Source organism: Streptomyces sp. NBC_00878 (assembly GCF_026341515.1).
GTDB lineage: Bacteria > Actinomycetota > Actinomycetes > Streptomycetales > Streptomycetaceae > Streptomyces.
Map to the genome: position 1 here is coordinate 9513212 of NZ_JAPEOK010000001.1, position 26144 is coordinate 9539355.

The following is a 26144-nucleotide window of genomic DNA, read 5'->3' on the forward strand; positions in this document are numbered from 1 at the left end:
TTCTGGCCATGGAGTTCCGCGCAGACGGCGCAGAGAAGGCGCCCGGCCGTCGTACGACGGTGTCGGCGGGACCAGGAGGGAAGGCCAACCATGACCGCGACCAGCACCACTACGGGCGGCACCCGCACCGGCGGCACCATCGACGTGAACCCCGTTCTGCGAGCCGCCCCGGCGACGCCCGCCGCTGCCGCCGCCTACTTCGGTGCGAGCCTCGCCTTCCACACCGACGTGTCCGACGTCGCCGCCGCGCTGGCCGCGGACGGCGAGCCCGGCTTCGTCGTCCTCGACTCCCGCTCCACGGAGTCCTGGGACCAGGGCCATGTGCCCGGCGCGATCCATCTGCCCACCGCGCTCATCCCCGCGCAGGCGGAGCAACTCCTTGCCAGGGCCGTGCCGGTGGTCACGTACTGCTGGGGTCCCGGCTGCAACGGCGCGACCCGTGCCGCCCTCGCCCTCGCCCAACTCGGCTTCCAGGTCAAGGAGATGCTCGGCGGCTTCGAGTACTGGGTGCGCGAGGGCTTCGAGTTCGAGACCTGGGAGGGACACGAGCGGCGCGCCGCCGACCCTCCCCCACGCTCGAACAAAGCTCGCGCGGGGGCACCCCCATCGGCGCCGGGCGGCGCGGCGGACTGCGGGTGCTGACCGGCATACGGACTCAGTCGTGTATCACCTCGCGCGGAGTGCAAAGGAACCGTCAATTCCGGGCCGTCGCGCCATGTAACTTCTTGGCATGGCGAGTTACGCGGGTCCCAGTTCGGTCGAGTGGGTGGAGTCGGGCGGCGGACCGCTCATTGCGGTACCGGAAGTGGTGCTGCCGTTCTGGACGGGGGCCGACGGCGTCGAACTCGCCTCCGACTACGACAGGGCATGCGAGGTGGATGGCTTCATCGGCCTGCTGCCCGTCGGCAACACCACCGCCCTCGTCCTCGGCGACGATCCCGCCGCGACGGCGTATCTGCCGGAGCACGGCACCTTCGTACGGTGGTGTGCCGGGGAGTCCGAGCGCGAGCTGTTGGCCGGGGTTCCGGCCGCTCTCGCGGGTGCGGTGTGGCAGCGGGAAGTGCACTGGGAGATCCCCGGGCCCGTCGTGCTGTTCGACGCGGCGTGGCCGGGGGAGGAGTCGACGAAGACGGGGCATCTGCGGATCGCGCTGGAGCCGGGGCGGTACGCGGTGCGGGCGGCGCATGCGGAACCGGGGCCCGAGACGTGGATCCGGCTCGTGCAACTGAGGCCGCTCGGGCAGTGATGACGGATGGCCTCGGGCAGCGATGGATGGCCGTGGGCAGTGACGGATGGCCTAAGGCAGTGATGGACGGTCTTGGGCAGTGAGCGAGGGCGGGGCAGCGAGGTGCCCGCGGACCTGCCTCGGTCGAGGGGCTGGCGTGATGTCCGGGCACCCGTGCCTGGCGGCCCGCCCCGTCCGCCCAGCCTGTCCCGCACGCGTGAGCCGAATCGCGTCGCCCACCGCGGAAAATGACATGCGACGTGCGTCGGCGCCGCCCATCATGGTCCGCCATGCCACCCCAACTCCCTTCCCCCACCCCCGAATCCCTTCGCCGTGACCCCCTTCCGCTGCGCGGGCGTACCGCCCTGGTCACCGGAGCCAGCCGACGTAGTGGGATCGGCTATGCCGTGGCCCGACGGCTGGCCGCGTACGGAGCGAGTGTGTACGTGCATCACCACGTACCGCACGACGCCGAGATGCCCTGGGGCGCCGACCGCCCCGAAGCCGTGGTCGCCGGGGTTCGCGAGGCGCTCGCCGACCCCGGGGCGCGGGTTGTCGACGGGCCGGGCGACCTCTCCGACCCGGCGGCTCCGGCCGAACTGATCGCCACGGCCGCCGACACGCTCGGCGGACGGATCGACATCCTCGTCGCCAACCACGCGCTCAGCGGCTCGGACGGCCCGCTCGACACGATCGATGCCGCGATGCTCGACGCGCACTGGGCCGTCGACACCCGTTCCGTGATCCTGCTTGTCCAGGCCTACGCCAGGCTGCGCGCTGCCCTGCCACCGCGTACGGCGGGTGGGCGTGTGGTGATGATGACGTCGGGTCAGGACATCGCGGGCGGCATGCCGGGCGAGATCGCGTACGCCCTTCAGAAGGGCGCCCTCGCCTCGGCGACCCGCTCCCTGGCGACCACGCTCGCCGAGCACGCGGTCACCGTGAACACGGTGAATCCCGGCCCCGTCGACACGGGCTACCTGACGGGAGACGCGTACGAGACCATCGCCGCGATGTTTCCTGCCGGGCGCTGGGGAATGCCGGACGATCCCGCGCGGCTCATCGCCTGGCTCTCGACGGGCGAGGCCGAGTGGGTCACCGGGCAGGTGATCGACTCGGAAGGTGGATTCAGGCGCTGAGGCGTTCGCTGACATGCGATTCCCCGACGTGTGGTTCGCCCCCATGTGGCCCTGCGACATGTGGCCGCCGACATGTGGTCCGGCAACGTGTGGCCCAGCAATATGTGGTCCGGCAACGTGTGGCCCTGAGACATGTAGTCCGGCAACGTGTGGTCCGGCGACCGGGCTCCTCGCACCGCCGCGCTCAACTGCGATGCGATGCGGTGCCGAGCCCGGCCGCCGTGCCCCGTGCCCCGTCAGAGTCGGGACAACTCGTCCACCAGGTCGTCCAGGCCCAGCGAACCCTGGGACAGCGCCGCCATGTGCCAGGCCTTCGCGTCGAACGCGTCGCCGTGGCGCTTCCGCGCGTTCTCACGGCCCAGCAGCCAGGCGCGCTCGCCGAGCTTGTAGCCGATGGCCTGGCCGGGGATGGAGAGGTAGCGGGTCAGCTCGCTCTCCACGAAGTCCGCCGGGCGGCTGCTGTGCGCGCCGAAGAACTCCTGCGCCAGCTCGGGAGTCCAGCGCTCGCCCGGGTGGAAGGGCGAGTCCGCCGGAATCTCCAGCTCCAGGTGCATACCGATGTCGACGATGACGCGGGCCGCCCGCATCATCTGGGCGTCCAGGTAGCCGAGCCGCTCCTCCGCGTCCTTGAGGTAGCCGAGTTCGTCCATCAGCCGCTCCGCGTACAGCGCCCAGCCCTCGCAGTTGGCGCTGACGCCGCCGATGGTCGCCTGGTAGCGAGAGAGGTTCTCGGCGACGTGCGCCCACTGCGCCAGCTGGAGGTGGTGGCCGGGGACGCCCTCGTGATACCAGGTCGACACCAGGTCGTACACCGGGAAGCGGGTCAGTCCCATCGTCGGCAGCCACGTACGGCCGGGGCGCGTGAAGTCCTCGGACGGTGCCGTGTAGTACGGGGCCGCGGCGCTGCCCGGCGGGGCGATGCGGGACTCCACCTTCCGTACCCGCTCGGCGAGTTCGAAGTGCGTGCCGTCCAGCTCCTCGATCGCCTGGTCCATCAGGCCCTGCAGCCACTCGCGGACCTCGTCGACGCCCTCGATGTGCCTGCCGTGCTCGTCCAGGTGCGCGAGCGCCACCCACGGGGTCCCGGCGCCGGGCAGGACCTTCTCGGCCTCCTTCTTCATCTCGGCGAGGAGGCGGTGGTACTCGGCCCAGCCGTACGCGTACGCCTCGTCCAGGTCGAGATCCGTGCCGTTGAAGTAGCGCGACCAGCGCGCGTACCGCTCGCGGCCCACGGTGTTCGGTGCGCCCTCGATCGCGGGCGCGTACACCTCGCGCATCCAGTCGCGCAGCGCGACGACGGCGGCGGTCGCCGCGCGGGCGGCCTCGTCGAGCTCCGCGCGCAGGGTCTCGGGGCCGGCCGAGGCGAAGTCCTCGAACCAGCCGCGGCCCGAACCGTCCGTGTCCGACCACTCCGTGAGCTGCTCGATGAACGTCGCGGTGGGGCGCGGGCCCGCGTACAGCTTGCGCTCCAGGCCGAGGGAGAGGGATTCGCGGTAGCCGTCGAGGGCCGTCGGCACGGCGCGCAGCCGCTGGGCGATCGCGGCCCAGTCCTCGTCCGTGTCCGTGGGCGTCACCGTGAACACCTCACGCACCGCGTGCACGGCCGTGTGCATGTTGCCGACGGCCCGCAGGCCCTCTTCCGCCTTGTGCACACCGAGTTCGGCGGTGAGCCGCTCGCGCAGCAGGCGTGCGCAGCGGCGCTCGATGTCACTGTCGGCGCCCGGCTGCCGCTCCGCCTCGTCGAGCCGCGCCAGCGTCGCCCGTGCGAGTGCGGCGAGCGCCTCCTGGCCGGCGGGCGAGGTGTCGGGCAGCGCGCCCGAACTCTCCTTCACGCCGAGATACGTACCGGTGACCGGGTCGAGGGCGATGAGGTCGTCGACGTAGGCGTCGGCGACCTCGCGGGGCAGCGGGTTCTTCGTCTGTGACATGCGGCCATCCTCATACGATGACGGGCGCCGCGTCAGCCCGGTTTACCGGGCCCGGTGCCCCGTCAGCCCGTTTTCGCCGAGGGCGTGATCGCTGGTGACTCGGGTGGCAGCAGAGGCCCGCAGTCCCACTGTTGGAAGATCAACCGGGTCTCGACGCGGGCCACCTCGCGGTGTGCCGTGAACCCGTCGAGGACCAGCCGCTGCAGATCGGTCATGTCCGCGACCGCGACATGGACGAGGTAGTCGTCCGGCCCGGTGAGGTGGAACACGGTCCGGGACTCGGGCAGCGCCCTGATCCGATCCACGAACGGCCCGACCAACTCCCGCCGGTGTGGCCTGACCTGCACGGACAGCAGCGCCTCCAGGCCGCGCCCCAGCTTGGCCGGATCGAGGCGCAGCTGATGGCCCAGGATGATGCCCGCCCGGCGCAGACGGGTCACCCGGTCCAGACAGGTCGAGGGCGCGACACCCACCTGCGCGGCGAGGTCGCGGTAGGTGGCCCGGGCGTCGTTCTGCAGCAACCGCAGAAGATGAAGATCCACCGGGTCCAGTACGACGGATTCGGCCATGGCCCGAACGTAACACGGGATGAGGGCCATGCCGCCCGTTCGGTGTTCAGTCTGCTGTCCATGGACTTCGGCAGCGTTGATGTGCGTGGCAGGTGTGACGACGTAGGGGGAGCGGGTCGGGCGACGGCCAGGGAGCCGGCGGACAGGGAGGCGACGGCCGGGCAGGTGATGGATCGGGGCGCGGCGGCCGGGGAAGGGGAGGTCGGGTTGAACGGGAGCGGCGTGCGGGCGCTGGCCACCGAGGCCGTGCACGCCGGGCGGGACGATCTCGCCCGGCAGGGGCTGCACGCCCCGCCGATCGACCTGTCCACGACCTACCCGTCGTACGACAGCCGGGGCGAGGCCGCCCGTATCGACGCCTTCGCCATGGACGGGGCCGAGCTGGACGGCCCGCCGGTCTACGGCCGCCTCGGCAACCCGACCGTCGCCCGCTTCGAGACCGCCCTCGCCCGTCTGGAGGGCACCGAGAGCGCTGTCGCGTTCGCGAGCGGCATGGCCGCGCTGAGTGCCGTACTGCTCGTACGGAACTCCATGGGCTTGCGCCATGTCGTGGCCGTACGGCCCCTGTACGGATGCAGCGACCACCTGCTGACGGCCGGGCTGCTCGGGTCCGAGGTGACGTGGGTCGACCCGGCGGGGATCGCCGATGCCCTGCGGCCGGACACCGGTCTCGTTCTGGTCGAGTCGCCCGCCAATCCGACGCTCGCCGAACTCGATCTGCGGGCGATCGCCCGCGCCTGCGGAAGCGTTCCGCTGCTCGCCGACAACACCTTCGCCACGCCGGTGCTGCAACGGCCCGCGGAACAGGGCGCGCGGCTCGTGCTGCACAGCGCCACCAAATACCTGGGCGGGCATGGTGATGTGATGGCGGGGGTGGTGGCCTGCGACGAGGAGTTCGCCGGGCGGCTGCGGCAGGTCCGGTTCGCCACGGGGGGTGTGCTGCATCCACTCGCCGGCTATCTGTTGCTGCGCGGGCTGTCGACCCTGCCCGTACGCGTGCGGGCTGCCTCCGCGAACGCGGCCGAACTGGTCCGGCGCCTTGCCACCGACCCACGTGTCGCCCGGGTCCACTATCCGCGGCTCGGGGGAGCGATGATCGCCTTTGAGATCCACGGCGATCCGCACGAGGTCATCGCCGCCGTCCGCCTCATCACCCCGGCGGTGAGCCTTGGCAGCGTCGACACGCTGATCCAGCATCCCGCTTCGATCAGCCACCGCATCGTGGCTGCGGAGGACCGGCGCCACAGCGGAGTGAGCGACCGGCTGCTGCGGCTGTCGGTGGGACTGGAGGACGTGGAGGATCTTTGGCGGGATCTGGAGGGGGCGTTGGGCGGGTGAGGGTCCTGGCGGGAGCGGCGGGAGCGGCGGGAGCGGCGGGAGCTGCGGGAACGGTGGGAACGGCGGGAACGGCGGCAGGTCCGGCGCACCTCGCCGGACCTGCCGCCGTCGCGGAACGATCTCCAAGAGATCGGATCGCTCGCCTCTTCGTCAGTCCCGCACGGAGTGCTCCGGCTCGTACCGCTCGATCTCGTCGTACGGCAGTCCCGAACTCACCGGCGCCGCGTCGAGGCGGGCCGTGATGACGAGTGTGCCCTCCTCGATCTGGTAGTCGAGGGGAAGGCCGAGGCCGCGCATCGTGGCGACCATGCCGGTGTTGGACGACTGCGTGACGGCGTACACGCTCTCGCAGCCCGTCTCGATGGCCATCGTCACCAGTCGGCCGAGCAGTTCGCCGCCGATACCGCGCCGCTGCCAGTCGTCCTCGACGAGCAGCGCGATCTCCGTCTCGTCGCCGTCCCAGAGGAGATGTCCGAGCCCGACGATGCGCCCCGACGCGGTCTGCACGGCGAGGGTGCGCCCGAAGTGGGGGCTGAGCAGGTGGTTGAGGTACGTGTCGGCGTCACCGACCGGCCCGTGGTAGCGCAGGCTCAGCGTGCGCTGCGAGCACCGCTCGTGCATGGCTTTCGCCGCGTCGAGGTCATCGGCGTCGGCGCGGCGCACCGTGATGTCGCTGCCCTGGGGCAGCGTCAGAACGTCCTGGCTGCGGGGGACACGCGGACCGAGCCGCGCGTCCAACTCGACCAGCGCCCGGACCCGCGCGAACTCGGTGGGTGTGAACGGCAGATACGGCCGCTCCACAGTGATCACTCCGCCTTCCGGGGCGCGCAGCCGCATCACGGTGTCCTCCAACGCCCCCTCGACGGGCGCCTCTTCGCCCGCGCGCTCACCGCGCACCGACCCGGCGGGCAGTGACCGGATCGTGCACCGCCCCAGCAACTGCCGGAGCGCCAACGGCAGTTCGGCCGCGTCCAGCGCCGTGCGCGTGGCCAGGCCCAGCACCCGGGTGGGCGCGTCCACCAGGTCGTGTGCGTCGGCTCGCTCGATCCAGGTGCCGGTGCCGCCCGCCCGCGACACCGCCCGGGTGACGTCGGAGGCCGCCACCGGCGCGGGAGCCCGCAGCAGGAACTCGTCCACGGTGCCCTCGGCCAGCGGGTGCGTCTGCAGGCTGAGAATGTCTACTCGCTGTTCCGCCAGGGCCACGCACAGGGCGGCCAGTGAGCCCGGCTCGTCCCGAACGGTGGTCCGCATCCGCCACAGCACGGTCTCCCCGGCGAGAGCCTCCGGTGCGGTGGCGTCCGCTTCGGACGCCCCGGCCTTCCGCGCGGCGGCGGTCGGCCGGGTGCCGGTATCACCTGTCGGAGGGGCATGGCCGTGGCGTCGTGACCACCACGTGTGGAATCCTGCCGTGGCGACCAGCACGATCGCCGAGATCACGAGGAGGGCGGGGCCGTCGGGGCCGTGCCCGATCAAGTTGGCCACGGCGTCGGCGACCGCCACCGCCGTGAACAGCGCGGCCAGTTCGACGAGATCCCGGCGCCAGTGGTGAACCGGCCGCCCGTTTTTCGTTCGCGTCACTTGAGACATGTCTTGAGTCATACAGTCACTGTGAAGGATGGGTGTTGCGTGATCACGAACGCTTTGTGACTGATCGGTTAAGTATGCTTCCGCCCTCTTTGTTGCATTTTTTACGGCTCTTTGATGTGAGTCGAGCGCTCAGGCGAACAGCCGGGTCGGACGGTCAGGTCAGGCGGCCACCCGCTGATCCAACGTGGCACGCAACCGCCGGGCCTGGGTGACGAGTCGGGACGAGCCTCGCCGGTCCAGCACGTCCAGACGCGCGTACACCCCACCGCACCCGGAGAAGGACTCGAAGCGGAGCCGGTCGCCGTTGCCCGTGACCATCGGGTCCAGCGAAGCCCGCAGCTGCCGCTGGTAGTACCGCGCGCCCGCCACGTCCGCCACCGCGAGCAGACCCGCCGAGGCCACCTGAGGTGACGTCAGGAAGCCCGCGAAGAAACGCGGATGGTCCTCGACACCGCGGGGCGTCGCACCCCGCGAGGTCTCAAGCCCCAGGCGCCGTCCGCCCGGTGCGGACTCCAGCGCGGAGGGTCGGGTGTAGGCCACGGCCTGCAGAGATCGCGTCATGGGAAAAACCGTAGAGGCGACCACTGACAATCGGCCCTGACCTGCGCAAACTTAAGAATTGGGCCAACGCAAACTCAAGAATTGGGCCAACGGTTGTGCCGCGCACCGGGGGATGACGCCGGTACGCGGCACAAGATCCGAGGGTACGGGACCCGCTGATCCGTGAGTGCGGGGATCAGCCAAATCCGTGCGTGCGCGAACTACTGCCCCACACGCCCCGGCTGCAGCACCTTCGTGAACAGCACCGAACCTCCCGTCGCCCGCAGCCGGACCGTCAGTTCGCCGCTGTCACCGTCGATGTCGACCTCGCCGAAGTACTGCGAGGACTCCATCGGCGAGACGTTCGCCGTCGTCGGCGCCTTGATGAAGACCCGGTCGGGACCGAAGGTGCCGTCCAGCGCGTTCGCCGGGAACCCGCCGGCCGCCAGCGGACCGGAGACGAACTCCCAGAACGGCGCGAAGTCCTTGAAAGCCGCGCGCGACGGGTCGTAGTGCTGCGCCGAGGTGTAGTGCACGTCCGCCGTCAGCCACACCGTGCCGGTGATCCGGCGGTGCTTGACGAACCGCAGCAGCTCCGCGATCTGGAGCTCGCGGCCGAGCGGGACGCCCGGGTCGCCCTGCGCGACGGCCTCGATGTCCGTCGCGCCGTCCGGCACGACCAGGCCGAGTGGCATGTCCGCGGCGATCACCTTCCACACGGCGCGCGACCGTGCCAGCTCCCGCTTCAGCCAGACCAGTTGCTCCGCGCCCAGGATGCCGTTGGTGTCGTCGGGCTGGCGGTCCGGCGAGTTGGCGTTGCGGTACGTACGCATGTCGAGCACGAACACGTCCAGCAGCGGACCGTGGTGCACGACCCGGTGCACCCGGCCGTCCTCGCCCGTGGAGGGCAGCGTGGAGATCGGGAAGTACTCGCTGAACGCCTTGCGGGCGCGGGTGGCCAGCGTGTTGACGTCCTTCACCGTGTAGCGGGCGTCGGTGAGGATCTCGCCCGGGTACCAGTTGTTGACAACCTCGTGGTCGTCCCACTGGATGATCGTCGGCACCTCGGCGTTGAACCGGCGTACGTTCTCGTCGAGCAGCGAATAGCGGAAGTTGCCCCGGTACTCGGCGAGGGTCTCCGCGACCTTGGACTTCTCCTCGGTGGTGACGTTCCGCCAGACACGGCCGTCCGGGAGTGTCACGGACGCCGACAGGGGACCGTCCGCGTAGATCGTGTCGCCGCTGCACAGGAAGAAGTCCGGGTTCAGGCGGCGCATCTCCTCGTACGCGTAGAGGCCGCCGATGTCCGGGTTGATGCCCCAGCCCTGGCCCACGATGTCGCCCGACCAGAGGAACCGGACGCCCTGGCGCCGCTTGTCGGGCGCGGTCCGGAAGGTGCCCAGTACGGGCTCACCGGTGCGGCGGTAGTCGTGCGGGTCGGCCAGCGTCACCCGGTAGTGGATCTGCTCGCCCGCCGGCAGGCCGCGCAGCGGGACCTTGCCCGTGAAGTCCGTGTCGGCGCCCAGCAGCGGACCGTGCCACCGTTTCGGCCTGCGGAACGACTCGGTCGCGGAGGTCTCCACGATCATGCGCGCGGGCCGGTCGGAGCGCACCCAGACGTGGCCGGAGTGCGTGGTCACGTCTCCGGCCTGCACGCCCCATTCCGCCTTCGGCCGCCCGGACAGGGCGAACGCCGGGGCCGCACCGACGGCGGAGGGCAGGGCAAGCGCCGCCGACGCGGCGAGCGAGCCGCGCAGGACGCCGCGGCGGCCGGGGAAGGGGCTCGGCGGACGGTGTGACATGGAACGCCTCCTGGGACGGGATCGACCACTGTGCAGGGCCAGACTTATCGGTGCACCGCAGCGGACAAACAAACCACACGTGAACAACGCGGGGGCGCTCCGCTGGGTTGGGCCAGGGTGGTGCGGGTTGGTTGATGACGTGCGGGTTGTGGGGGCTGGTCGCGCGGTTCCCCGCGCCCCTTACAGGGCGGCCCGCACCGCCGTGGCCATCAGGCGTACTCCCTCGCGGATGCGTGTCGGAGAGGCGTGGGCGTATCCGAGCACCAGACGCACCACGTCGTCCTCCGTCGGGGCGTGGGTGTAGTGCGTGAGGGGGTGGACTGCGACTCCGGCCGTGGGCCGTCCGCTCCAGGAAGCGGGCCGGTGGACCGTAGCGATAGGGCAGTGCGGCGATGACATGGAGACCGGCGGCGACGCCGGAGATCTCCGTTCCCCGCAAAGTGCTCCTCCAGGGCCGCGACAAGGGTGTCGCGGCGCTCCTTGTACGCGCTCGTCGGCGAGGTCGGCTTCGCGGTGCTCGCCGTGCCCGTCCTGCGGCCGCTCGGGCCGCGCCTGCTGTCCGCTCTCGGAACGGGCTCCTACGGGGCACCCCAAGCCGCGGGCAGTGCCCTCGTCGGCGCCGGAGTCGCCCTGGGGTCGGGCGCGTTGAGCCGACGAGCGCGCGGCGGCTCAGCGGCTGCCGTCCAGGATGACCCGGGCGACCAGCGCCGGGTCGTCGTTCATCGGGACGTGCCCGCAGCCGGGCAGTCGCACCAGCCGGGCCCGCGGAATGACGTGCTTGGCACGGATCCCCTGGCGGCGCACCAGAATCCGGTCCCGGGTACCCCACGCGACGGTGACGGGAAGCCCGGGGACGTCGTCCGTGAACTGCACCGAGCTGCCGGCCCTGAGGGTCTCGGTGAACCCCTCGGCGCCCGCCAGCGCGAGGGTCTCGGCGACGACCGCCTCGGGTGAACGGCGCCCCGGGCGCGCGTAGATGCTGCTCGTCAGCACCGCGCGCCCGGCCGCCGACCGGGACAGCCGCTCGACCACCGGCAGCGGCATACTCCGCGCCGCCGCCCGCATCGCCTGCAGCAGCCCGAACGCGTACCGCCGCTCGACCGGAGACCAGAACCCGGCGGGAGAAAGCGCCGTGACGGACCGTACGAGCTTCTCGCGGCCCAGTTCCAGGGCGATCAGCCCGCCCAGGGAGTTGCCCGCCACATGCGGCCGATCGAGCTCCAGCGTCTCGCACAGCGCGCCGAGCGCAGCGTTCATCGTCGGCAGACCGTGTGCCATCCCGTCGGGCAGCGCCGACGACTCGCCGAAGCCGGGCAGGTCCACCGCGATCACATCGCGCTCGGCCGCCAGGATGTCGACGACCGGGTCCCATGCCTGCCGGTGGTGGCCTATCCCGTGCAGCAGCAGAAGCGGTTCGCCGCTGCCCACGCGCGCGTACGCGAGGGTCACGGTCCGCGGGCCGTGCGGAGAGGGGAGGGTGAGGGAGACCGTGGCGGACATGGAACTGCTCCTCAGTCTGGTGGCCGGCTGGCTCCTAGACAGCTTGTCAGCAAACGCTACCCGCGGGTAGCCCTCGGTTCCTGCCAACCTCCAGGGTCAACCTCCGAGGCCAACCTCCTGGGCCCGCCTCCCGGTCCAGCCTCCTGGATGTACGTCCCCCAACGCCTTGCGTACCCCTCCTGTTTGACCCCGCGAACCGGGCCCCCGCGCGCGGGGACCCCGATTTCGCCTGGACACGAACCGATGTGTCGGGTTGGGATGGTGCCGTGGCTACCGATACCGCGACCGAGGTCTTCGAAGAGCACCGGCCCGTCCTGACGGGCGTCGCCTACCGCATGCTCGGCCGGGTGGCCGACGCCGAGGACGTGGTGCAGGACGCCTGGCTGCGCTGGTCCGGCGCCGACCGCTCCGACGTACGCGAACCACGCGGCTACCTGGTACGCATCACCACCCGGCTCGCCATCGACCGGCTGCGGCACGTCCAGTCCCGCAAGGAGGCCTACGTAGGACCCTGGCTGCCCGAGCCGTACGTCACCGACTTCGGGGACAGCGTCCCCGACACGGCGGAGCGTGCCGTGCTCGCCGACTCCGTCTCCCTGGCCGTCCTCGTCGTCCTGGAGTCCCTGTCGCCCCTGGAGCGCGCGGTGTTCGTACTCCGGGAGGCATTCGGCTATCCGTACGCGGACATCGCGGTCACCCTCGACCGCAGCGAGAGCGCGGTGCGCCAGCTCGCCGGGCGGGCCCGTCGGCACGTCGAGGAGAAACGGCCGCGCTACGAGGTCGACCCCGCCGAACAGCGCGACCTCACCGAACGGTTTCTCGCCGCGGCGACGGAGGGCGATCTTGAGGGGCTGATGTCCCTGCTGGCCCCCGACGTGCGCCTGGTGGGCGACAGTGGCGGACTGGCCCAGGCGCCGCTGCGGGTCCTGGAGTCGGCCGACAAGGTGGGCCGCTTCATCTCCGGCATCACGCGCAAGGGCGTTGCGGACGCGACGTTCCGCTTCCTGGAGGTCAACGGCGGACCGGCGCTCCTGGTGCTGTCCGGCGGCAAGCCCGACAGCGTCCTCCAGATGGACGTCGCCGACGGCCGTATCCAGTGCGTGTACATCATCCGCAACCCGGAGAAGCTGCTGTCTCTCGTTGTTGACTGAAAGACCCCGCCCGGCCCGAGCCCCCGTCCATGCGACGGGGGCTTTGCCGTTATGTCAATGCATATGGCGCATCGCGAACGCCATATGAATGCTCTGCGGAAACACGCCTGTACGAGCTGTAACGGATCGATGATTGGTCTTGACCAAGGATTGGGGCCGCCATATGGTCACAGGGATAGTGCAGGAACCTTTAATAAACAAGGGCGTTAAAAGCCGCCGGGACACGGCGATTGCGGAGGACACGGTGGGGACCACGCAGTTGGATACGGTGCCTGAGCCCAAGTACTGGCATCTCAAGACCGTGCTCAGCGAAGCACTGGACTCCGAGTTCACGGTGGGCGAGATCCTGCCCAACGAGCGCGACCTCGCGGCCCGGTTCGGCGTCGCCAGGGCCACGCTCCGCCAGGCCTTGGAGCAGTTGGAACTCGAAGGCCGGCTCCAGCGCCGCCGTGGCGTCGGCACGACCGTGGCGCCGCCACGCATGGGTGTGGCCGTCGGATCCGAGCAGCACACGTGGCCGGGCGCGGTCGGCGACGCCTGGCAGCCCGCGGACTGCGCGGCGGCGGTCCCGCCCCTGGCGGTGGCCCAGGCCCTGGAGACCGAACCCGACGAGCAGGTGCACATCGTGCGCCGCTCCCGGACGACGCACGGCCAGCCGGTCGCCGCCGAACTCCTTTACATCCCCGCCGCGTCGGTGCCCGACCTGTCCGGCATCGACGCGCCCTCGGGAGCCGCACGCGCGCGTGCCGTGCTGCGGGAGCTCCAGCGGCTGGGCCTGGAGAGCCAGGACCGCTCCGTGGAACTGGGCTCCGCCCGCGCGGACGACGCCAAGGAACTCGACCGCCTCCCCGGCGCGCCCGTCCTCGTCGTCACGACCCGCTTCTTCGCCGAAGGAGTCGCGGCGGCGGTTTCCGTCGCCACGTACCGCGCCGACACCTGCCGGCTGACGTTCGGCGACTCCGGCGGCCTGGAGATCCACCACGACACCGCGGAGCGCCGCGCCTCCTGACGAACCCCCACTCGTACGCGTCGCGCTCCGGTACTCAGGGGCGCGACGCGTTCCGTTCTCCGCATCCGGCCACACCGGGGGTCGTTCAGCGGCGCGCTGTCACGGTGCCCTCCACCGCGAAGAGCTGCTCCTCCACGTGGTCGAGCGCCAGCCGCAGCGCGCCCGTCGCGACGGCGGCCTCGCCCAGGAGCGACAACGCCACCCGGGGCGGCCGCAGACAGTAACGAGCCAACTCCTTGCGCAGCGGCTCCAGTACGCCGTCGATGCCCGCCGCCCAGCCGCCGACCACCACGAGTTCGGGATCGAGCGCCAGGACGAGCGCGGCCACGTCGTGGACCAGCCGCTGGATGAAGCGGTCGACAGCCGCCAGCGCCCGTTCGTCGCCCGCGCGAGCGTGGGTGAAGACCTCCGCGACCGCCTGCTCGTCGAGGGGATGCAGCGGCTTGTCGGTCGTGGACAGCAGCATCTCCGGCGTGACCTCGCGGCCCAGCAGGTGGAGCGCGCCGATCTCGCCCGCCGCGCCCCCGTAGCCGCGGTGCAGCCGCCCGCCGATGAGGGATCCGGCACCGGGGCTCAGACCGGCCAGCACGAACACCATGTCGTCCGACTCGGTGGCCGCGCCCTTCCAGTGCTCGGCGACCGCAGCCGCGTTGGCGTCGTTCTCGACGAGCACCGGACACTTGAAGGAGCGACGCAGCCGTTCGCCCAGCGGCAGTCCCGTCCACTCCGGCAGCGCCGTACCGAGGCGTACGGTGCCGTCGGCCTCGACGATGCCGGGCGTGGCCACTCCGACGGCACGCAGGGAACCGCGCGCGACCCCGGCGCGGCGCAGCAGTTCCGCGACGGCGGCACGCAACCGGTCGAGCCGTTCGTCCGCCGACGCGGTCTCGCCGACCTCCTTGGCGATCGAGCCGACGATCCGGCCGTCCAGATCCGCGAGGAGCACGGCCACCCGGTGCGGGCCGATCTCCAGGCCCAGCAGATGGCCCGCCTCCGCCCGGAAGCGGAACCGGCGCGCGGGACGGCCCTGACGCCGGGCAGCGCCCTCCTCGGCCGCCGTCTCGACGACGAGCCCGGCCTCGATGAGCCCCTCGACGACACCCTCGACCGTGGGCCGCGACAGCCCGGTCACCCGGGTGATCTCGGTGAGCGTCGCGAACTCCGTGGCGCGCAGCGCGTGCAGCACCACAGCGGAGTTGATCCGCCGAAGCAGAGAGGGATCCCCGCCGGTCAACCGCCCCAACGTCCGTCCTCCCAGCTAGTTACGCGTGTCGCTTGGGCGGATCGTACTCGGCGCGGCGTGCGGCGGCGAGTGCAGGGGACCACCTCTCCTCGCTCGGGACCCGGATCAGCCGGGCGCCACGAACCCCGACTCGTACGCCGCGATCACCGCCTGCGTACGGTCCCGCGCCCCCAGCTTCGCCAGCACGGCGCTGACGTGGGACTTCACCGTCTCGGTGCCGACGACCAGTCGCGCGGCAATCTCCGCGTTCGACAGACCCCGGGTCATCAGCCGGAGCACCTCCGCCTCACGCTCGGTCAGGGCCGCCCGGTCCAGCACGGCCCGGGCCGCGGGATTCCCGCCGCCGTCCCCGTACTCGGCGGCCAACTGCCGCACCGAGGCGGGGAACAGCAGCGACTCGCCCTCGGCGACCAGCCGCACCGCGTGCACGATCTCGGCCGGCCGGGCCCGCTTCAGCAGAAAACCGTCGGCACCCGCGCGCAGCGCCTCGTACACGTACTCGTCGTTCTCGAAGGTCGTCACCACGAGGATCTTCGGCGGGCTGTCGACGGTCCGCAGCACCGCGCGGGTGGCCTCGATGCCGTCCAGGAGCGGCATCCGGACGTCCATCGCGACGACATCGGGCCGCAACTGCCGGACCAGCGGAATCACCGCCGCACCGTCGGCCGCCTCCCCGACGACCTCGATGTCGGGCTGCGCCTCCAGAACGGCGCGCAGACCCGCGCGTACGAGGGGTTCGTCGTCGACGAGCAGCACGGTGATCGGCACCCTGCCAGCGTAGATCAGCGCAGCGGCAGCTCGGCATGCACCTGCCAGTCGCCCTCGTCCGGGCCGGTCCGCGCCTGGCCGCCCAGCAGCGCGGCCCGCTCCCGTATGCCCCGCAGGCCGCTGCCCCGGCCGGGCCCGGGTATCTCCGCTGTCAGCGGATTGCGCACTTCCAGGGAGAGCGCCCCGTCGTCGACGGCGATACGGACCCGTACGGGTACGGACCCCGCGTGCCGCAGCACATTGGTGAGCGACTCCTGGAGGATGCGGTAGCCCTCACGCGAGACCGGACCGGGCACTGTCTCCAGGGGACCCGTCACCTCGGCGTCGACCTTCGCCCCCGAGGCGCGGGCCGACTCCAGGAGCCGGTCGGCCTCCACCAACGTGGGGCGGCCGCTCGCCGGACGCTCCGACTCGCGCAGCACGCCGAGCACCCGCTCCAGGTCCTCCAGCGCGGCACGGCCCGTGTCCTCGATGGCGACCAGGGCCCGGTCGGTGAAGCCGGGATCGCCCGCGGCCCGCGCGGCACCCGCCTGCACCACGGCCACCGTCAGCGCGTGCCCGATCGAGTCGTGCAGCTCGCGGGCGATGCGCGTGCGCTCCAGGAGGCGTTCGGTGCGCTCTTCCAGGGCGGCGACCCGCTCGGCCGGCGACGGCCCGAGGAGGCGGCGCGCGACAGCCGTGATCAGCTCGCCGACACCGACCACCAAGGCGTACATCACGATGAGGGGGAGCGGTGCCAGGAGACCGTACGCCCAGTGCGGCTGCGAGATGGTCAGGAGCGGGTTGTCCGTCACCGCATGCCCGAGCGCGGCCGCGGTCAGGTCGTACGTCAACATCGGACCCCAGACGGTGGCGAACCCGGCCACCGTTCCCAGAACCATCCGTGCTTCCAGCCACAGCACCGTGCGCGAGCGGTCCCGCCAGGTCGCCGACGGCTGCACGGAGATCCCCGACTCCTTCTCGCCGGGCGTCAACAGCAGCTGTGCCTGAACCCCTTCCCCCAGACGCACGGCAGGGATCAGACCGAGCGGAATCAGCGGAAGCGCGACACCCCACGGCTGGGACGGGAAGACGTACATCCACACGCTGACGAGCAGCACGGGCGTCCACAGGTGCAACAGACGGGTGTACGTCGTCCCGCGGGTCAGCGGGCTCAGCAGGCGGGCCATTCCGTCATCGTGCCAGCCGCCACTGACAACGAGCCTCCCCCGAGCGAGGGAGACGCTCTCCCCGGGCGGGGGAAGCCCAAGTCCCCTCCCGGCAGCCAGCCTTGGGGCATGACCAGCATCGACGTCCAAGACCTCACCAAGGAGTACGGCACCACGCGGGCCGTGGACCGGCTGACCTTCAGCGTCGTGCCCGGCCGCGTCACCGGATTCCTCGGTCCCAACGGCGCCGGGAAGTCCACCACCATGCGGCTCGTGCTCGGCCTGGACCGGCCCACGTCCGGCACCGCGACCCTGGGTGGCCGCGCGTACGCGACGCTCGACGAGCCGCTGCGGCACGTCGGCGCCCTGCTTGACGCGCAGGCCCCGCACGGCTCGCGTACCGCACGGGACCATCTGCGCGTGCTCGCCGTGAGCAACCGCCTGCCCGAACGCCGCGTGGACGAGGCCCTGGAGGAGGCGGGGCTCGCCTCGGTCGCCCGCCGCCGCGTCAGGACGTACTCCCTGGGCATGCGGCAGCGCCTGGGCATCGCCGCCGCGCTGCTCGGCGACCCGCCGGTGGTGCTCCTCGACGAGCCGTCGAACGGGCTCGACCCCGAAGGCATCATCTGGATCCGGGAGTTGATGCGCCGACTCGCCGGTGAGGGCCGCACCGTGCTCGTCTCCAGCCACCTGATGAACGAGACCGCGTCGTTCGCCGACCACCTCGTCGTCCTGGGACGCGGCCGGCTGCTCGCCGACACGCCGATGCGGGAGTTCATCCACGCGCGCGTGGAGCCCCGCGTACGCGTACGCACCACGGACGGCGCCGCACTCCGGGACCTGCTCGCCCGGCACGGATACGACTCCGTAGAGGACGAGGACGAGGACGAGGGCGAGGGCAAGGACGAGGGCCAGGAGGGCGCGGGCGAACGGTGGATCGTGCACCACGCGCGCGTGGACGACATCGGCCGCCTCACGTCCGGAGCGGGCGTGCCCATCCTCGAACTTGCGGCGGAGGAGCGCACGCTGGAGCAGGCCTACCTCGACCTGACGGCTACGGAGGCCGAGTTCGCAGCCCAAGCCCAGCCCCCGGCCTCAACCTCATCCCCGTCCCAGGCCCCTTCTCCGTCCTCGTCCCCCACACAGCCGCAGGATGCCTGACCGTGCCGTTCGCACCCGTACTCCACTCGGAATGGCTCAAGATCCGCACGCTCCGGTCGCTCGTCGCGGGACTGGGCGCCGTGGTCCTCGTCACCGCGGCGTTCTCCGCGCTCGCAGGCCTCGACAACTCCACGGACGCGGACTTCGACCCCTTGTTCTCGGCGTTCTTCGGCGTCAGCTTCGGGCAGATCGCGGCGATCACGATCGGGGCGCAGGCCGTCTCGTCCGAGTTCCAGGGAGGTGCCCTGCGGGTCTCGCTGTCCGCCGTACCCCATCGCGGACGGTGGTTCGCGGCGAAGGCGACGGCCATCGGCGCGCCCGCCCTGGTCGTCGGCCTCCTCACCGGGTTCGTGAGCCTGGCCGTGGGCAAGGCCGTCCTCGGAGACCGGGCGAACGGGCTGAGCTGGGGCGAAGCGCTGCGCGCAGTCGTGGGCTGTGGGATCTACCTGGCCCTGATGGCCCTGTTCGCGGCCGGGCTGGCCGCGCTGCTGCGCAGCGGCGTCGCCACCCTGAGCATCCTCATCCCCTTCCTCCTGATCGTCTCCTTCGTGGTCGGCGACGTGTCGGGGAGCGCTGCCGACTTCCTGCCCGACAAAGCGGGGCAGGTGGCACTCCACGAGACGTGGGGCGGCGCGCTCGGGCCCTGGACCGGGCTCGCGGTGACGGCGGTGTGGGCGGCGGCCGCACTCCTCGCCGGAGGGTGGAGCGTTAGCCGCCGGGACGCGTGAACCCGAGCGCCGTAGTGGCCTGACGGACCGCCAAGTGTCAGCGGTGACAGGTTTACTGGACTTCATGACCACTGAGCGACACCTCGCCACGATCGACGAGCTGTGCGTCCGCGACTTCCCCGCGGCGCACGGCTGGTCGGACGTCGGCGCGGGGGGACCCGGCTACCACCTGGTGGTGCTGGAGACGACGCGCGGCTTCGGGACGGGTGACCAGGGGGAGCGGACGGAGATTGCGGACCAGTTCACCGCCTACCGAGAGGGCGTCTCACAGAGGTTGAACGAGCGCTGGGGAGAGGCGCACCCCACGAGCCTCGACGGTGTCTTCCTGCGCTCGGAAGACCCGGACGAGCACATACCGAAGCCATGGGCCTACCTCAGCGCCTACGTGAGATACGTGGACCTGTGGGAGGCCGACGGCACCGGACGCTGGGTCGCCGTGGGGGTCTCGGAGCCGGGGGAGGGGCGGGAGTTCCAACTCTTCGCCCTGGTCACGGAGATGGCCCCGCCGTGACCCGCTACGCCTGCGCGGCCTCCCGCAACCGGCCGAACTCCTCCGCCATCGTCGCCGCCGTCCAATGCGCGTTCAGGCCACTGGGATTGGGCAGCACCCACACGCGAGTCGAGCCGAACGTCCGCTCCTGCGGCCCGATCGCGGCCTTGCGGTCGTCGAAGGCCGCCCGGTAGGCGGTCACGCCCACCACGGCGAGCCACCGCGGCGCCAACCGCTCCACCTTGGCGGAGAGCAGCAGCCCGCCCTCCCGGTACTCGTCCGCGCTCAGCTCGTCCGCCCGGGCGGACGCCCGCGCCACCACATTCGTGATGCCGAGCCCGTACGAGAGCAACTCGCCCTGCTCCGACGGCTTCAGCAGCCGGGGCGTGAAGCCGGACAGGTGCAGGACCGGCCAGAAGCGATTGCCGGGACGCGCGAAGTGGTGGCCCGTCGCGGCCGTCATGAGGCCGGGGTTGATACCGCAGAACAGCACCTGGAGGCCGTCCGCGGCGACATCCGGCACGAGCCGGTCGCGGGCGGCCTCCAGTTCGGCGGGGGTGAACCGCCTCAGAGGATCGCCCCCGGTGCGTAGCCCGCGGCTTCCGGGTGCTGCTTCACGATCTCCTCGATGCGGGCGACGACGGCGGCGACCTGGTCGGCCGCGGCGCCCGTGAAGGACAGCTTGTCGGCCATCAGCGCGTCGAGCCCGGCCCGGTCCAGCGGGATGCGCTCGTCCGCGGCGAGCTTGTCGAGGAGCTCGTTGCGCTCGGCGCCCTGCTCGCGCATGGCGAGGGCGGAGGCGACGGCGTTCTCCTTGATGGCCTCGTGCGCGACCTCACGGCCGACGCCCGCGCGCACCGCGCCCATCAGCACCTTGGTCGTCGCGAGGAAGGGGAGGTAACGGTCCAGCTCACGCGCCACGACCGCCGGGAACGCGCCGAACTCGTCGAGCACGGTCAGGAACGTCTCCAGCAGACCGTCGAGCGCGAAGAACGCGTCCGGCAGCGCGACCCGGCGCACCACCGAGCAGGACACATCGCCCTCGTTCCACTGGTCGCCCGCCAGCTCGCCCGTCATCGAGGCGTAGCCGCGCAGGATCACCATCAGGCCGTTGACACGCTCGCAGGAGCGGGTGTTCATCTTGTGCGGCATCGCGGAGGAGCCGACCTGACCGGGCTTGAAGCCCTCGGTCACCAGCTCGTGCCCGGCCATCAGCCGGATCGTCTTGGCGGTGGACGAAGGCGCCGCGGCCACCTGCACCAGCGCCGTCACGACCTCGTAGTCGAGCGAGCGCGGGTATACCTGGCCGACGGACGTGAACGCCTGCGAGAAGCCCAGGTGCCGGGCGATCCGCTGCTCCAGTTCCGCGAGCTTGGCCGCGTCCCCGCCGAGCAGGTCGAGCATGTCCTGGGCCGTGCCCACCGGGCCCTTGATGCCGCGCAGCGGGTAGCGGGCGAGCAGCTCCTCGACCCGGCCGTACGCCACGAGCAGTTCGTCGGCGGCGGTCGCGAAACGCTTGCCGAGCGTCGTCGCCTGCGCCGCCACGTTGTGCGAGCGGCCCGCCATGACCAGCTCGCCGTACTCGCCCGCGAGCTTGCCCAGGCGGGCCAGGACGGCCACGGTGCGGTCGCGCATCAGCTCCAGGGAGAGCCGGATCTGCAACTGCTCGACGTTCTCGGTGAGGTCCCGGGACGTCATGCCCTTGTGTACCTGCTCGTGCCCGGCGAGGTCGTTGAACTCCTCGATCCGCGCCTTCACGTCGTGCCGCGTGACCTTCTCGCGCTCGGCGATCGAGCCCAGGTCGACCTGGTCCAGCACGCGCTCGTAGTCGGCGAGGGCGGCCTCCGGCACCTCGATCCCGAGGTCCTTCTGGGCGCGCAGCACAGCGAGCCAGAGCTGACGCTCCAGCTTCACCTTCTGCTCGGGGGACCACAGGGTGGCGAGCTCGGCCGAGGCATAGCGGCCGGCGAGGACGTTCGGGATACGGGGCTTTGCGGGCGCAGTCACGTGTCCAGATTCTACTGGCGGTTCCCGCAGGCCAGCGCCGCGGGCTCGTTTGTCGGAAGCTACGAGAGCGCGGGGTGGGGGTGGCAGGCGGCCCGGGGTGACGCACGGATTCCGCCCCGGTGGTCTGCGGTTCTGCCCTTGCGGTCTACGATCACGCGTCGGCCAGCTCCGCCAGGATGTCGCCGTGGCACAGTTCCGGCGCGCACCAGCAGGCCAGCGTCCTGCCGCGCAACTGCGGCACGAGTGCGAGCAGCTCGGGGCGTTCGAGGAGATAGGCCCGGTACTTGACCATCACCTCGGCGCGGGTGCCGTCGCGCTTCTTGGTGGCGGTGTCGAGGGCGAACGGGTTGTAGAGCGGGTGCTGGGGAAGGTCCCAGTGCCCCATGGTCCAGCGGCGGCCGACGTACACGAGGTCCGCCGGGGCGTGCTCCAGGCGGGGGCCGAAGTCGTGGATGTGGCCCTTGAGGTTGATGACGGTGGTGGTCACAGCGGGCTCCGTTCCCTTGACGCGGCTCGTGGGGCGGCGAGCCCGATCATGCGCCGTGCGGGCCACGGACGCCACCGCCACGCTCACCGGCAGGGCTTACGCCCCCGGCCCCTCGTACGGCAGTAGCTCTGGGCGCTTGGCCACGCGGCCGTCCCCGGACGACCGGCCGGTCAGGCGGCGGACGATCCACGGCAGCAGGTACTGCCGGGCGAAGCGTGCGTCGGCGGTGCGGCGGGCGCCCCAGCCGGGCGGCGTGGAAGGCGGCATGGGCGTGCGCCACTCGGCGTCCTCCGCGTCGTACCCGAGTGTCTGCCACACCGCCTCGGCGACCCGGCGGTGTCCCTCGACCGTGAGGTGCAGCCGGTCCACGTCCCACATCCGGGGGTCACCCAGAGACGGCGCTCCGTAGAGGTCGACCACGAGCGCGCCGTGCCGTGACGCGAGGTCGTCGACGCAGACGAAGAGCTCCTCCATGCGCGGGCGGAACCGTTCCAGGACCGGGCCGTGGCGGCCGGGGCTGCGCATCAGGACGAGCTGTTTGCAGGCGGGGGCCAGGCGCTCGACGGCCTCTTCCAGGAGTCCGCGGACCCGCCCCATGTCGCACTTGGGCCGCAGCGTGTCGTTGAGCCCGCCCACCAGTGTGATCACGTCGGGCTGCATCGCGGCGGCGACGTCCACCTGCTCGGCGACGATCTGTCCGATGAGCTTGCCGCGTACCGCGAGGTTGGCGTACTGGAAGCCTGGCGTCCGAGCGGCCATCCGTCCCGCGAGGAGGTCTGCCCAGCCTCGGTACGAGCCATCGGGGAGGAGGTCCGACATGCCCTCGGTGAAGGAGTCGCCGAGGGTGACAAGACTGGTGTAAGTGGCATTCGTCTGCATGGCGGAAGAGATGATATCCCGTGCACATACCCGCCGGTCTGGCGCCCGGTGCACGTCTGCGGCGTGCCGGTTCGGCGCACGTTCAGCCGTGGACGTGTGCCGGACCGGCGCACGTCCACGGCTCGCGCTCCTCCGCCGCGCGCACCCTGGGAAGCCGGGAAGCCGGGAAGCCGGGAAGCCGGAGGCCGGCAGTCAGGACCCGGCCCGCCCCGTAGCCCCCTCGCACCGGCGCCCCCGCTTCACCCCGACCGCCCGCGTCACACCGGCTGCCCGAACAGCTCCCTCAGCACGTCCTCCATCGTCACCAGTCCCGCCAACCGCCCGTCCCCGCCGAGCACCGCGGCCAAGTGCGTACGGCTGCGTCGCATCGCCGTCAGTACGTCGTCCAGCGGTGTGCTCTCCCGGACGCGCGCGATGGACCGCATGTCCTGGACCCGGAACGGCAGGTCGCGCGGCATCGCGTCCAGCGCGTCCTTGACGTGGAGGTAGGCGACGATGCGACGCCCCTCGTCCACGACGGGGAAGCGCGAGAAACCGGACTCGGCGGAGAGGGCCTCCAACTGCTCGGGCGTAACGCCCACGCGCGCGTAGACGACGCTTTCCAGCGGAAGCACCACGTCCCGTACCGGACGGCGCCCCAGTTCCAGGGCGTCGTGCAGCCTCTCCCGCGCGCGGTCGTCGATGAGCCCCGCGTCGCCGGAGTCCTTGACCAGCCGGGCCAGTTCCGTGTCCGAGAAGGTCGCGGACACCTCGTCCCGCACCTCGACCCGCATCAGCTTCAGCAGCCCGTTCGCGAACGCGTTGACCGTGAAGATCACCGGCCGCAGCGCCCGTGACAGCCCGACCAGCGGCGGACCGAGCAGCAGCGCCGACCGCACCGGCTCGGCGAGCGCGATGTTCTTCGGCACCATCTCACCGAGGAGCATGTGCAGATACGTGGCCACGGAGAGCGCGATCACGAACGAGATCGCGTGCCCGGTGCCCTTCGACAGCCCCATCGCGTGGAACACGGGCTCCAGCAGATGCGCGATCGCCGGCTCCGCGACCACACCCAGCACCAGCGTGCACAGTGTGATGCCGAGCTGCGCCGCCGCCATCAGTGCGGACAGGTGCTCAAGTCCCCACAGCACGCTGCGCGCTCGCCGGTCGCCCTCCGCGCCACCTTCCATGGACTGCTCGATCTGACTGCGGCGCACCGAGATCAGCGCGAACTCGGCCGCCACGAAGAAGGCGTTCACGACGAGGGTCGCCAGACCGATGAGCAGCTGTACGGCGGTCATCGCCCGCCCCCTTCACGAGACTCGTCGGGCCGAGACTCGTCGGGCCGGGACTCCCTTGGCCGAGACTCCTCGGGTCGTTCGGACGCGGCGTCGTTGGTGTCTGCGGCGTCCGTGGCGTCCGTGGCGTTCGTGGCGTTTGCGGAGTCCGTGGCGTTTGCGGCGTCCGTGGCGCGCGGTGCGTGCATCAGTACCCGCGCTGCCCGCCGCCCCGACGCGTCCACCACGTCCAGCCGCCACTCGGCGACCTCGACCGTGTCGCCCTCGGCGGGAATGCGCCCGAGCTCGGTCGCGATCAGGCCCGCGAGCGTCTCGTACGGCCCCTCCGGTGCGCGCAGACCGACCCCGGTCAGCCGGTCGGTGCGGACCGAGCCGTCGGCGGAGTACAGCGCGCGGCCGTCGTCGTCCGTGCCGGCCGGTGCCAGGTCGGGGGTCTCGTGGGGGTCGTGCTCGTCCCGCACCTCGCCGACGACCTCCTCGACGATGTCCTCCAGGGTGGCGACCCCGGCGGTGCCGCCGTACTCGTCGATGACGACGGCCATCGTCCGCTTGCCGGACAGCCGGTCCAGGAGCCGGTCCACGGTCAGCGACTCCGGTACGAGCAGGGGCTCGCGCATCAGCTGCGACACGGGCGTACGAGCCCTGCGGTCGGCGGGTACGGCGATGCAGTCCTTGATGTGCGTGACACCGACGACCGAGTCGAGGTTGCCGCGGTAGACCGGGAAGCGGGACAGCCCGGTCGCCCGGGTCGCGTTCGCCACGTCCTCGCAGGTCGCCTGGACGTCGAGGGCGATGACCTGGACGCGGGGCGTCATCACGTTCTCCGCGGTGAGGTCGGCGAGGTTCAGCGTGCGTACGAAGAGTTCGGCGGTGTCCGCCTCCAGCGCGCCCTGTTTCGCGGAGTGCCGGGCCAGCGCGACCAGTTCCTGCGGGCCGCGTGCGGAGGCCAGCTCCTCGGCGGGCTCGACACCGAACCGGCGTACGACACGGTTGGCCGTGTTGTTGAGGTGGCTGATGAACGGGCGGAACACCGAGCTGAACCAACGCTGCGGTGTCGCAACCCGCTTGGCCACGGCGAGCGGTGAGGAGATCGCCCAGTTCTTGGGCACCAGTTCGCCGACCACCATCAGGAAGACCGTCGACAGGGCCGTACCGAGGATCAGGGCCACGGACGAGGACGCGGACCGCGGGACGCCGGCCGCCTCCAGCGGGCCCGCGATGAGCTTGGCGACGGACGGCTCGGCGAGCATGCCGACGACCAGGTTGGTCACCGTGATGCCGAGTTGGGCGCCGGAGAGCTGGAAGGTGAGATTCCGTACGGCCTTGAGGGCGCCGGCCGCGCCGACCTCGCCGCGCTCGACGGCCCGCTCCAGCTCGCTGCGCTCGACCGTGGTCAGCGAGAACTCCGCCGCGACGAAGGCACCGCAGGCCAGCGAGAGCAGCACCGCCACGGCGAGGAGGAGCACTTCGGTCATCGGGTCACCTCCGTCCCATGATCGACCACGGGCCGGGGAATCGCGCGATGACGGCGCGGCGCGACGTCGCGCCGTGGGCTACCGGGAGTCTCGCCCATCGGCGGAGCCTCACACCCTTTCTGGCATGTCCTGTGTTTCGGTCACTCGGTCAGCGGCTTGACCCAGCGTCGCCAGTGGTCCTCGCGATGGTAGCCAGTGGCGGCCCAGGTGTGGTGTGCCTGTTCGTTGGCCTCCAGGACCATGGCGTCGACGCGTCGTCCGCCGAGGGCGGCGAAGCGTTGTTCGGCTGCCTCCAGCAGAGCGCTCGCGATGCCCTGACGGCGGTGGTCCGGGTGTACGGCCAGTCGGTAGGCGGAGCATCGCCATCCGTCGAAGCCGGCTATGACGGTTCCCGCGAGGGTGCCGTCGCGCTCCGCGAGGAGCAGGGCTTCGGGGTCTCGTGTGATGAGGGCGGCTACTCCGTCGTGGTCGTCACTGATGCTGGTTCCTTCCGCGGCTTCGCGCCAGAACCGCAGCACGGCGTCGATGTCGGAGAGTGCGGCGTAACGGATATGGAGATCACTCATGGGGCGAGCCAAGCAGAGGGCCGACCTGTCGGGCGAACGGTTTCCGTGCCGAGCGATCGATTCCACGGACCATGAATCTGTGGTGTTGCCGTTCCCGCCCCCCCCCGGCGCCGTTCCCGAGAGGGAT

Annotated in this window: 24 protein-coding genes and 2 pseudogenes; 9 read left to right on the plus strand and 17 right to left on the minus strand. The window is 71.4% G+C overall.

The genetic code is table 11. The features are described 5' to 3' along the window. The first annotated feature begins 90 nt into the window (after nt 1-90). The 3 genes from OHA11_RS41360 (at nt 91) to OHA11_RS41370 (ending at nt 2364) form a co-directional block, all read left to right on the plus strand. Nucleotides 91-642, plus strand: a complete 552-nt coding sequence (locus OHA11_RS41360) for a rhodanese-like domain-containing protein (protein ID WP_266505562.1) — start codon at nt 91-93, stop codon at nt 640-642. An 88-nt stretch (nt 643-730) separates the two neighbouring features. Then, on the plus strand, nt 731-1246 hold the full coding sequence (locus OHA11_RS41365) for an immunity 21 family protein (RefSeq protein ID WP_266505565.1): 516 nt from the start codon (nt 731-733) through the stop codon (nt 1244-1246). Nucleotides 1247-1515: 269 nt separating this feature from the next. Next, on the plus strand, nt 1516-2364 hold the full coding sequence (locus OHA11_RS41370) for an SDR family oxidoreductase (protein ID WP_266505567.1): 849 nt from the start codon (nt 1516-1518) through the stop codon (nt 2362-2364). 236 nt (nt 2365-2600) lie between these two features. On the opposite strand, the gene OHA11_RS41375 is transcribed toward OHA11_RS41370, so the two are convergent. Next, complete coding sequence (locus OHA11_RS41375; RefSeq protein WP_266505570.1) at nt 2601-4292, minus strand: DUF885 domain-containing protein; 1692 nt, start codon at nt 4290-4292, stop codon at nt 2601-2603. Nucleotides 4293-4354: 62 nt separating this feature from the next. Next, nucleotides 4355-4861 carry an Lrp/AsnC family transcriptional regulator gene (locus OHA11_RS41380; RefSeq protein ID WP_266505573.1) on the minus strand — a complete coding sequence of 169 codons (507 nt, stop codon included), beginning with the start codon at nt 4859-4861 and terminating at the stop codon, nt 4355-4357. Nucleotides 4862-5029: 168 nt separating this feature from the next. On the opposite strand from OHA11_RS41380, the gene OHA11_RS41385 reads away from it, so the two are divergent. Beyond that, nucleotides 5030-6199, plus strand: a complete 1170-nt coding sequence (locus OHA11_RS41385) for a PLP-dependent aspartate aminotransferase family protein (protein ID WP_266507797.1) — start codon at nt 5030-5032, stop codon at nt 6197-6199. Between the two features lie 150 nt (nt 6200-6349). On the opposite strand, the gene OHA11_RS41390 is transcribed toward OHA11_RS41385, so the two are convergent. The 5 genes and pseudogenes from OHA11_RS41390 to OHA11_RS41410 all read right to left on the minus strand — a co-directional run bounded on the left by OHA11_RS41390 (nt 6350) and on the right by OHA11_RS41410 (nt 11628). Beyond that, a complete protein-coding gene (locus tag OHA11_RS41390) occupies nt 6350-7798 on the minus strand; it encodes a GNAT family N-acetyltransferase (protein ID WP_266505576.1) in 1449 nt (482 codons plus the stop codon). A gap of 222 nt (nt 7799-8020) precedes the next feature. Then, nucleotides 8021-8347 (minus strand): annotated as a pseudogene (locus OHA11_RS41395) (SWIM zinc finger family protein); the annotation flags it as partial. Between the two features lie 200 nt (nt 8348-8547). Further along, a complete protein-coding gene (locus OHA11_RS41400) occupies nt 8548-10128 on the minus strand; it encodes an alkaline phosphatase (RefSeq protein ID WP_266505579.1) in 1581 nt (526 codons plus the stop codon). Nucleotides 10129-10308: 180 nt separating this feature from the next. Next, a pseudogene (locus tag OHA11_RS41405) lies at nt 10309-10616 on the minus strand (PLP-dependent aminotransferase family protein); the annotation flags it as partial. 181 nt (nt 10617-10797) lie between these two features. After that, on the minus strand, nt 10798-11628 hold the full coding sequence (locus OHA11_RS41410; RefSeq protein WP_266505582.1) for an alpha/beta fold hydrolase: 831 nt from the start codon (nt 11626-11628) through the stop codon (nt 10798-10800). A 266-nt stretch (nt 11629-11894) separates the two neighbouring features. Between OHA11_RS41410 and OHA11_RS41415 the strand changes: the two genes are divergently transcribed. Together OHA11_RS41415 and OHA11_RS41420 are read left to right on the plus strand one after the other, a co-directional pair. Then, complete coding sequence (locus OHA11_RS41415; RefSeq protein ID WP_266505584.1) at nt 11895-12779, plus strand: RNA polymerase sigma-70 factor; 885 nt, start codon at nt 11895-11897, stop codon at nt 12777-12779. 244 nt (nt 12780-13023) lie between these two features. Further along, complete coding sequence (locus OHA11_RS41420; protein ID WP_266507798.1) at nt 13024-13788, plus strand: GntR family transcriptional regulator; 765 nt, start codon at nt 13024-13026, stop codon at nt 13786-13788. Nucleotides 13789-13873: 85 nt separating this feature from the next. Here OHA11_RS41420 and OHA11_RS41425 read toward each other — a convergent pair whose 3' ends face one another. From OHA11_RS41425 to OHA11_RS41435, 3 genes are all read right to left on the minus strand, one after another. Further along, nucleotides 13874-15031: an ROK family transcriptional regulator gene (locus OHA11_RS41425; RefSeq protein WP_266505587.1), complete on the minus strand. Its 1158-nt coding sequence runs from the start codon at nt 15029-15031 to the stop codon at nt 13874-13876. Between the two features lie 105 nt (nt 15032-15136). Next, nucleotides 15137-15799: a response regulator transcription factor gene (locus tag OHA11_RS41430; protein ID WP_266505589.1), complete on the minus strand. Its 663-nt coding sequence runs from the start codon at nt 15797-15799 to the stop codon at nt 15137-15139. A 14-nt stretch (nt 15800-15813) separates the two neighbouring features. After that, a complete protein-coding gene (locus OHA11_RS41435; protein ID WP_266505591.1) occupies nt 15814-16968 on the minus strand; it encodes a sensor histidine kinase in 1155 nt (384 codons plus the stop codon). A 108-nt stretch (nt 16969-17076) separates the two neighbouring features. Between OHA11_RS41435 and OHA11_RS41440 the strand changes: the two genes are divergently transcribed. The 3 genes from OHA11_RS41440 to OHA11_RS41450 all read left to right on the plus strand — a co-directional run bounded on the left by OHA11_RS41440 (nt 17077) and on the right by OHA11_RS41450 (nt 19347). Next, nucleotides 17077-18108, plus strand: a complete 1032-nt coding sequence (locus OHA11_RS41440) for an ABC transporter ATP-binding protein (protein WP_266505593.1) — start codon at nt 17077-17079, stop codon at nt 18106-18108. Nucleotides 18109-18110: 2 nt separating this feature from the next. Beyond that, nucleotides 18111-18836 (plus strand): ABC transporter permease subunit, encoded by a 726-nt coding sequence (locus OHA11_RS41445; RefSeq protein ID WP_266505595.1) that lies wholly within the window; start codon nt 18111-18113, stop codon nt 18834-18836. Between the two features lie 64 nt (nt 18837-18900). Continuing rightward, a complete protein-coding gene (locus OHA11_RS41450; RefSeq protein ID WP_266505597.1) occupies nt 18901-19347 on the plus strand; it encodes a hypothetical protein in 447 nt (148 codons plus the stop codon). Between the two features lie 4 nt (nt 19348-19351). On the opposite strand, the gene mug is transcribed toward OHA11_RS41450, so the two are convergent. The 7 genes from mug to OHA11_RS41485 form a co-directional block, all read right to left on the minus strand. Continuing rightward, entirely contained in the window at nt 19352-19897 is a 546-nt protein-coding gene (gene mug / locus OHA11_RS41455; RefSeq protein WP_266507799.1) for a G/U mismatch-specific DNA glycosylase, read from the minus strand. Beyond that, the gene (gene purB, locus OHA11_RS41460) at nt 19894-21333 is read right to left on the minus strand and encodes an adenylosuccinate lyase (protein ID WP_266505599.1); all 1440 of its coding nucleotides are present in this window, start codon (nt 21331-21333) and stop codon (nt 19894-19896) included. The genes mug and purB overlap by 4 nt, the downstream gene beginning before the upstream one ends. Nucleotides 21334-21484: 151 nt before the next feature. Then, nucleotides 21485-21820 carry a DUF4326 domain-containing protein gene (locus tag OHA11_RS41465; protein ID WP_266505601.1) on the minus strand — a complete coding sequence of 112 codons (336 nt, stop codon included), beginning with the start codon at nt 21818-21820 and terminating at the stop codon, nt 21485-21487. A gap of 96 nt (nt 21821-21916) precedes the next feature. Beyond that, on the minus strand, nt 21917-22699 hold the full coding sequence (locus tag OHA11_RS41470; protein ID WP_266505604.1) for an SGNH/GDSL hydrolase family protein: 783 nt from the start codon (nt 22697-22699) through the stop codon (nt 21917-21919). A 257-nt stretch (nt 22700-22956) separates the two neighbouring features. Continuing rightward, the gene (locus OHA11_RS41475) at nt 22957-23979 is read right to left on the minus strand and encodes a hemolysin family protein (RefSeq protein ID WP_266505606.1); all 1023 of its coding nucleotides are present in this window, start codon (nt 23977-23979) and stop codon (nt 22957-22959) included. Continuing rightward, nucleotides 23976-25451, minus strand: a complete 1476-nt coding sequence (locus tag OHA11_RS41480; protein WP_266505609.1) for a hemolysin family protein — start codon at nt 25449-25451, stop codon at nt 23976-23978. Before OHA11_RS41480 ends, OHA11_RS41475 begins: the two co-directional genes overlap by 4 nt. A 140-nt stretch (nt 25452-25591) precedes the next feature. Continuing rightward, nucleotides 25592-26017: a GNAT family N-acetyltransferase gene (locus OHA11_RS41485; protein ID WP_266505611.1), complete on the minus strand. Its 426-nt coding sequence runs from the start codon at nt 26015-26017 to the stop codon at nt 25592-25594. Nucleotides 26018-26144: the final 127 nt, after the last annotated feature.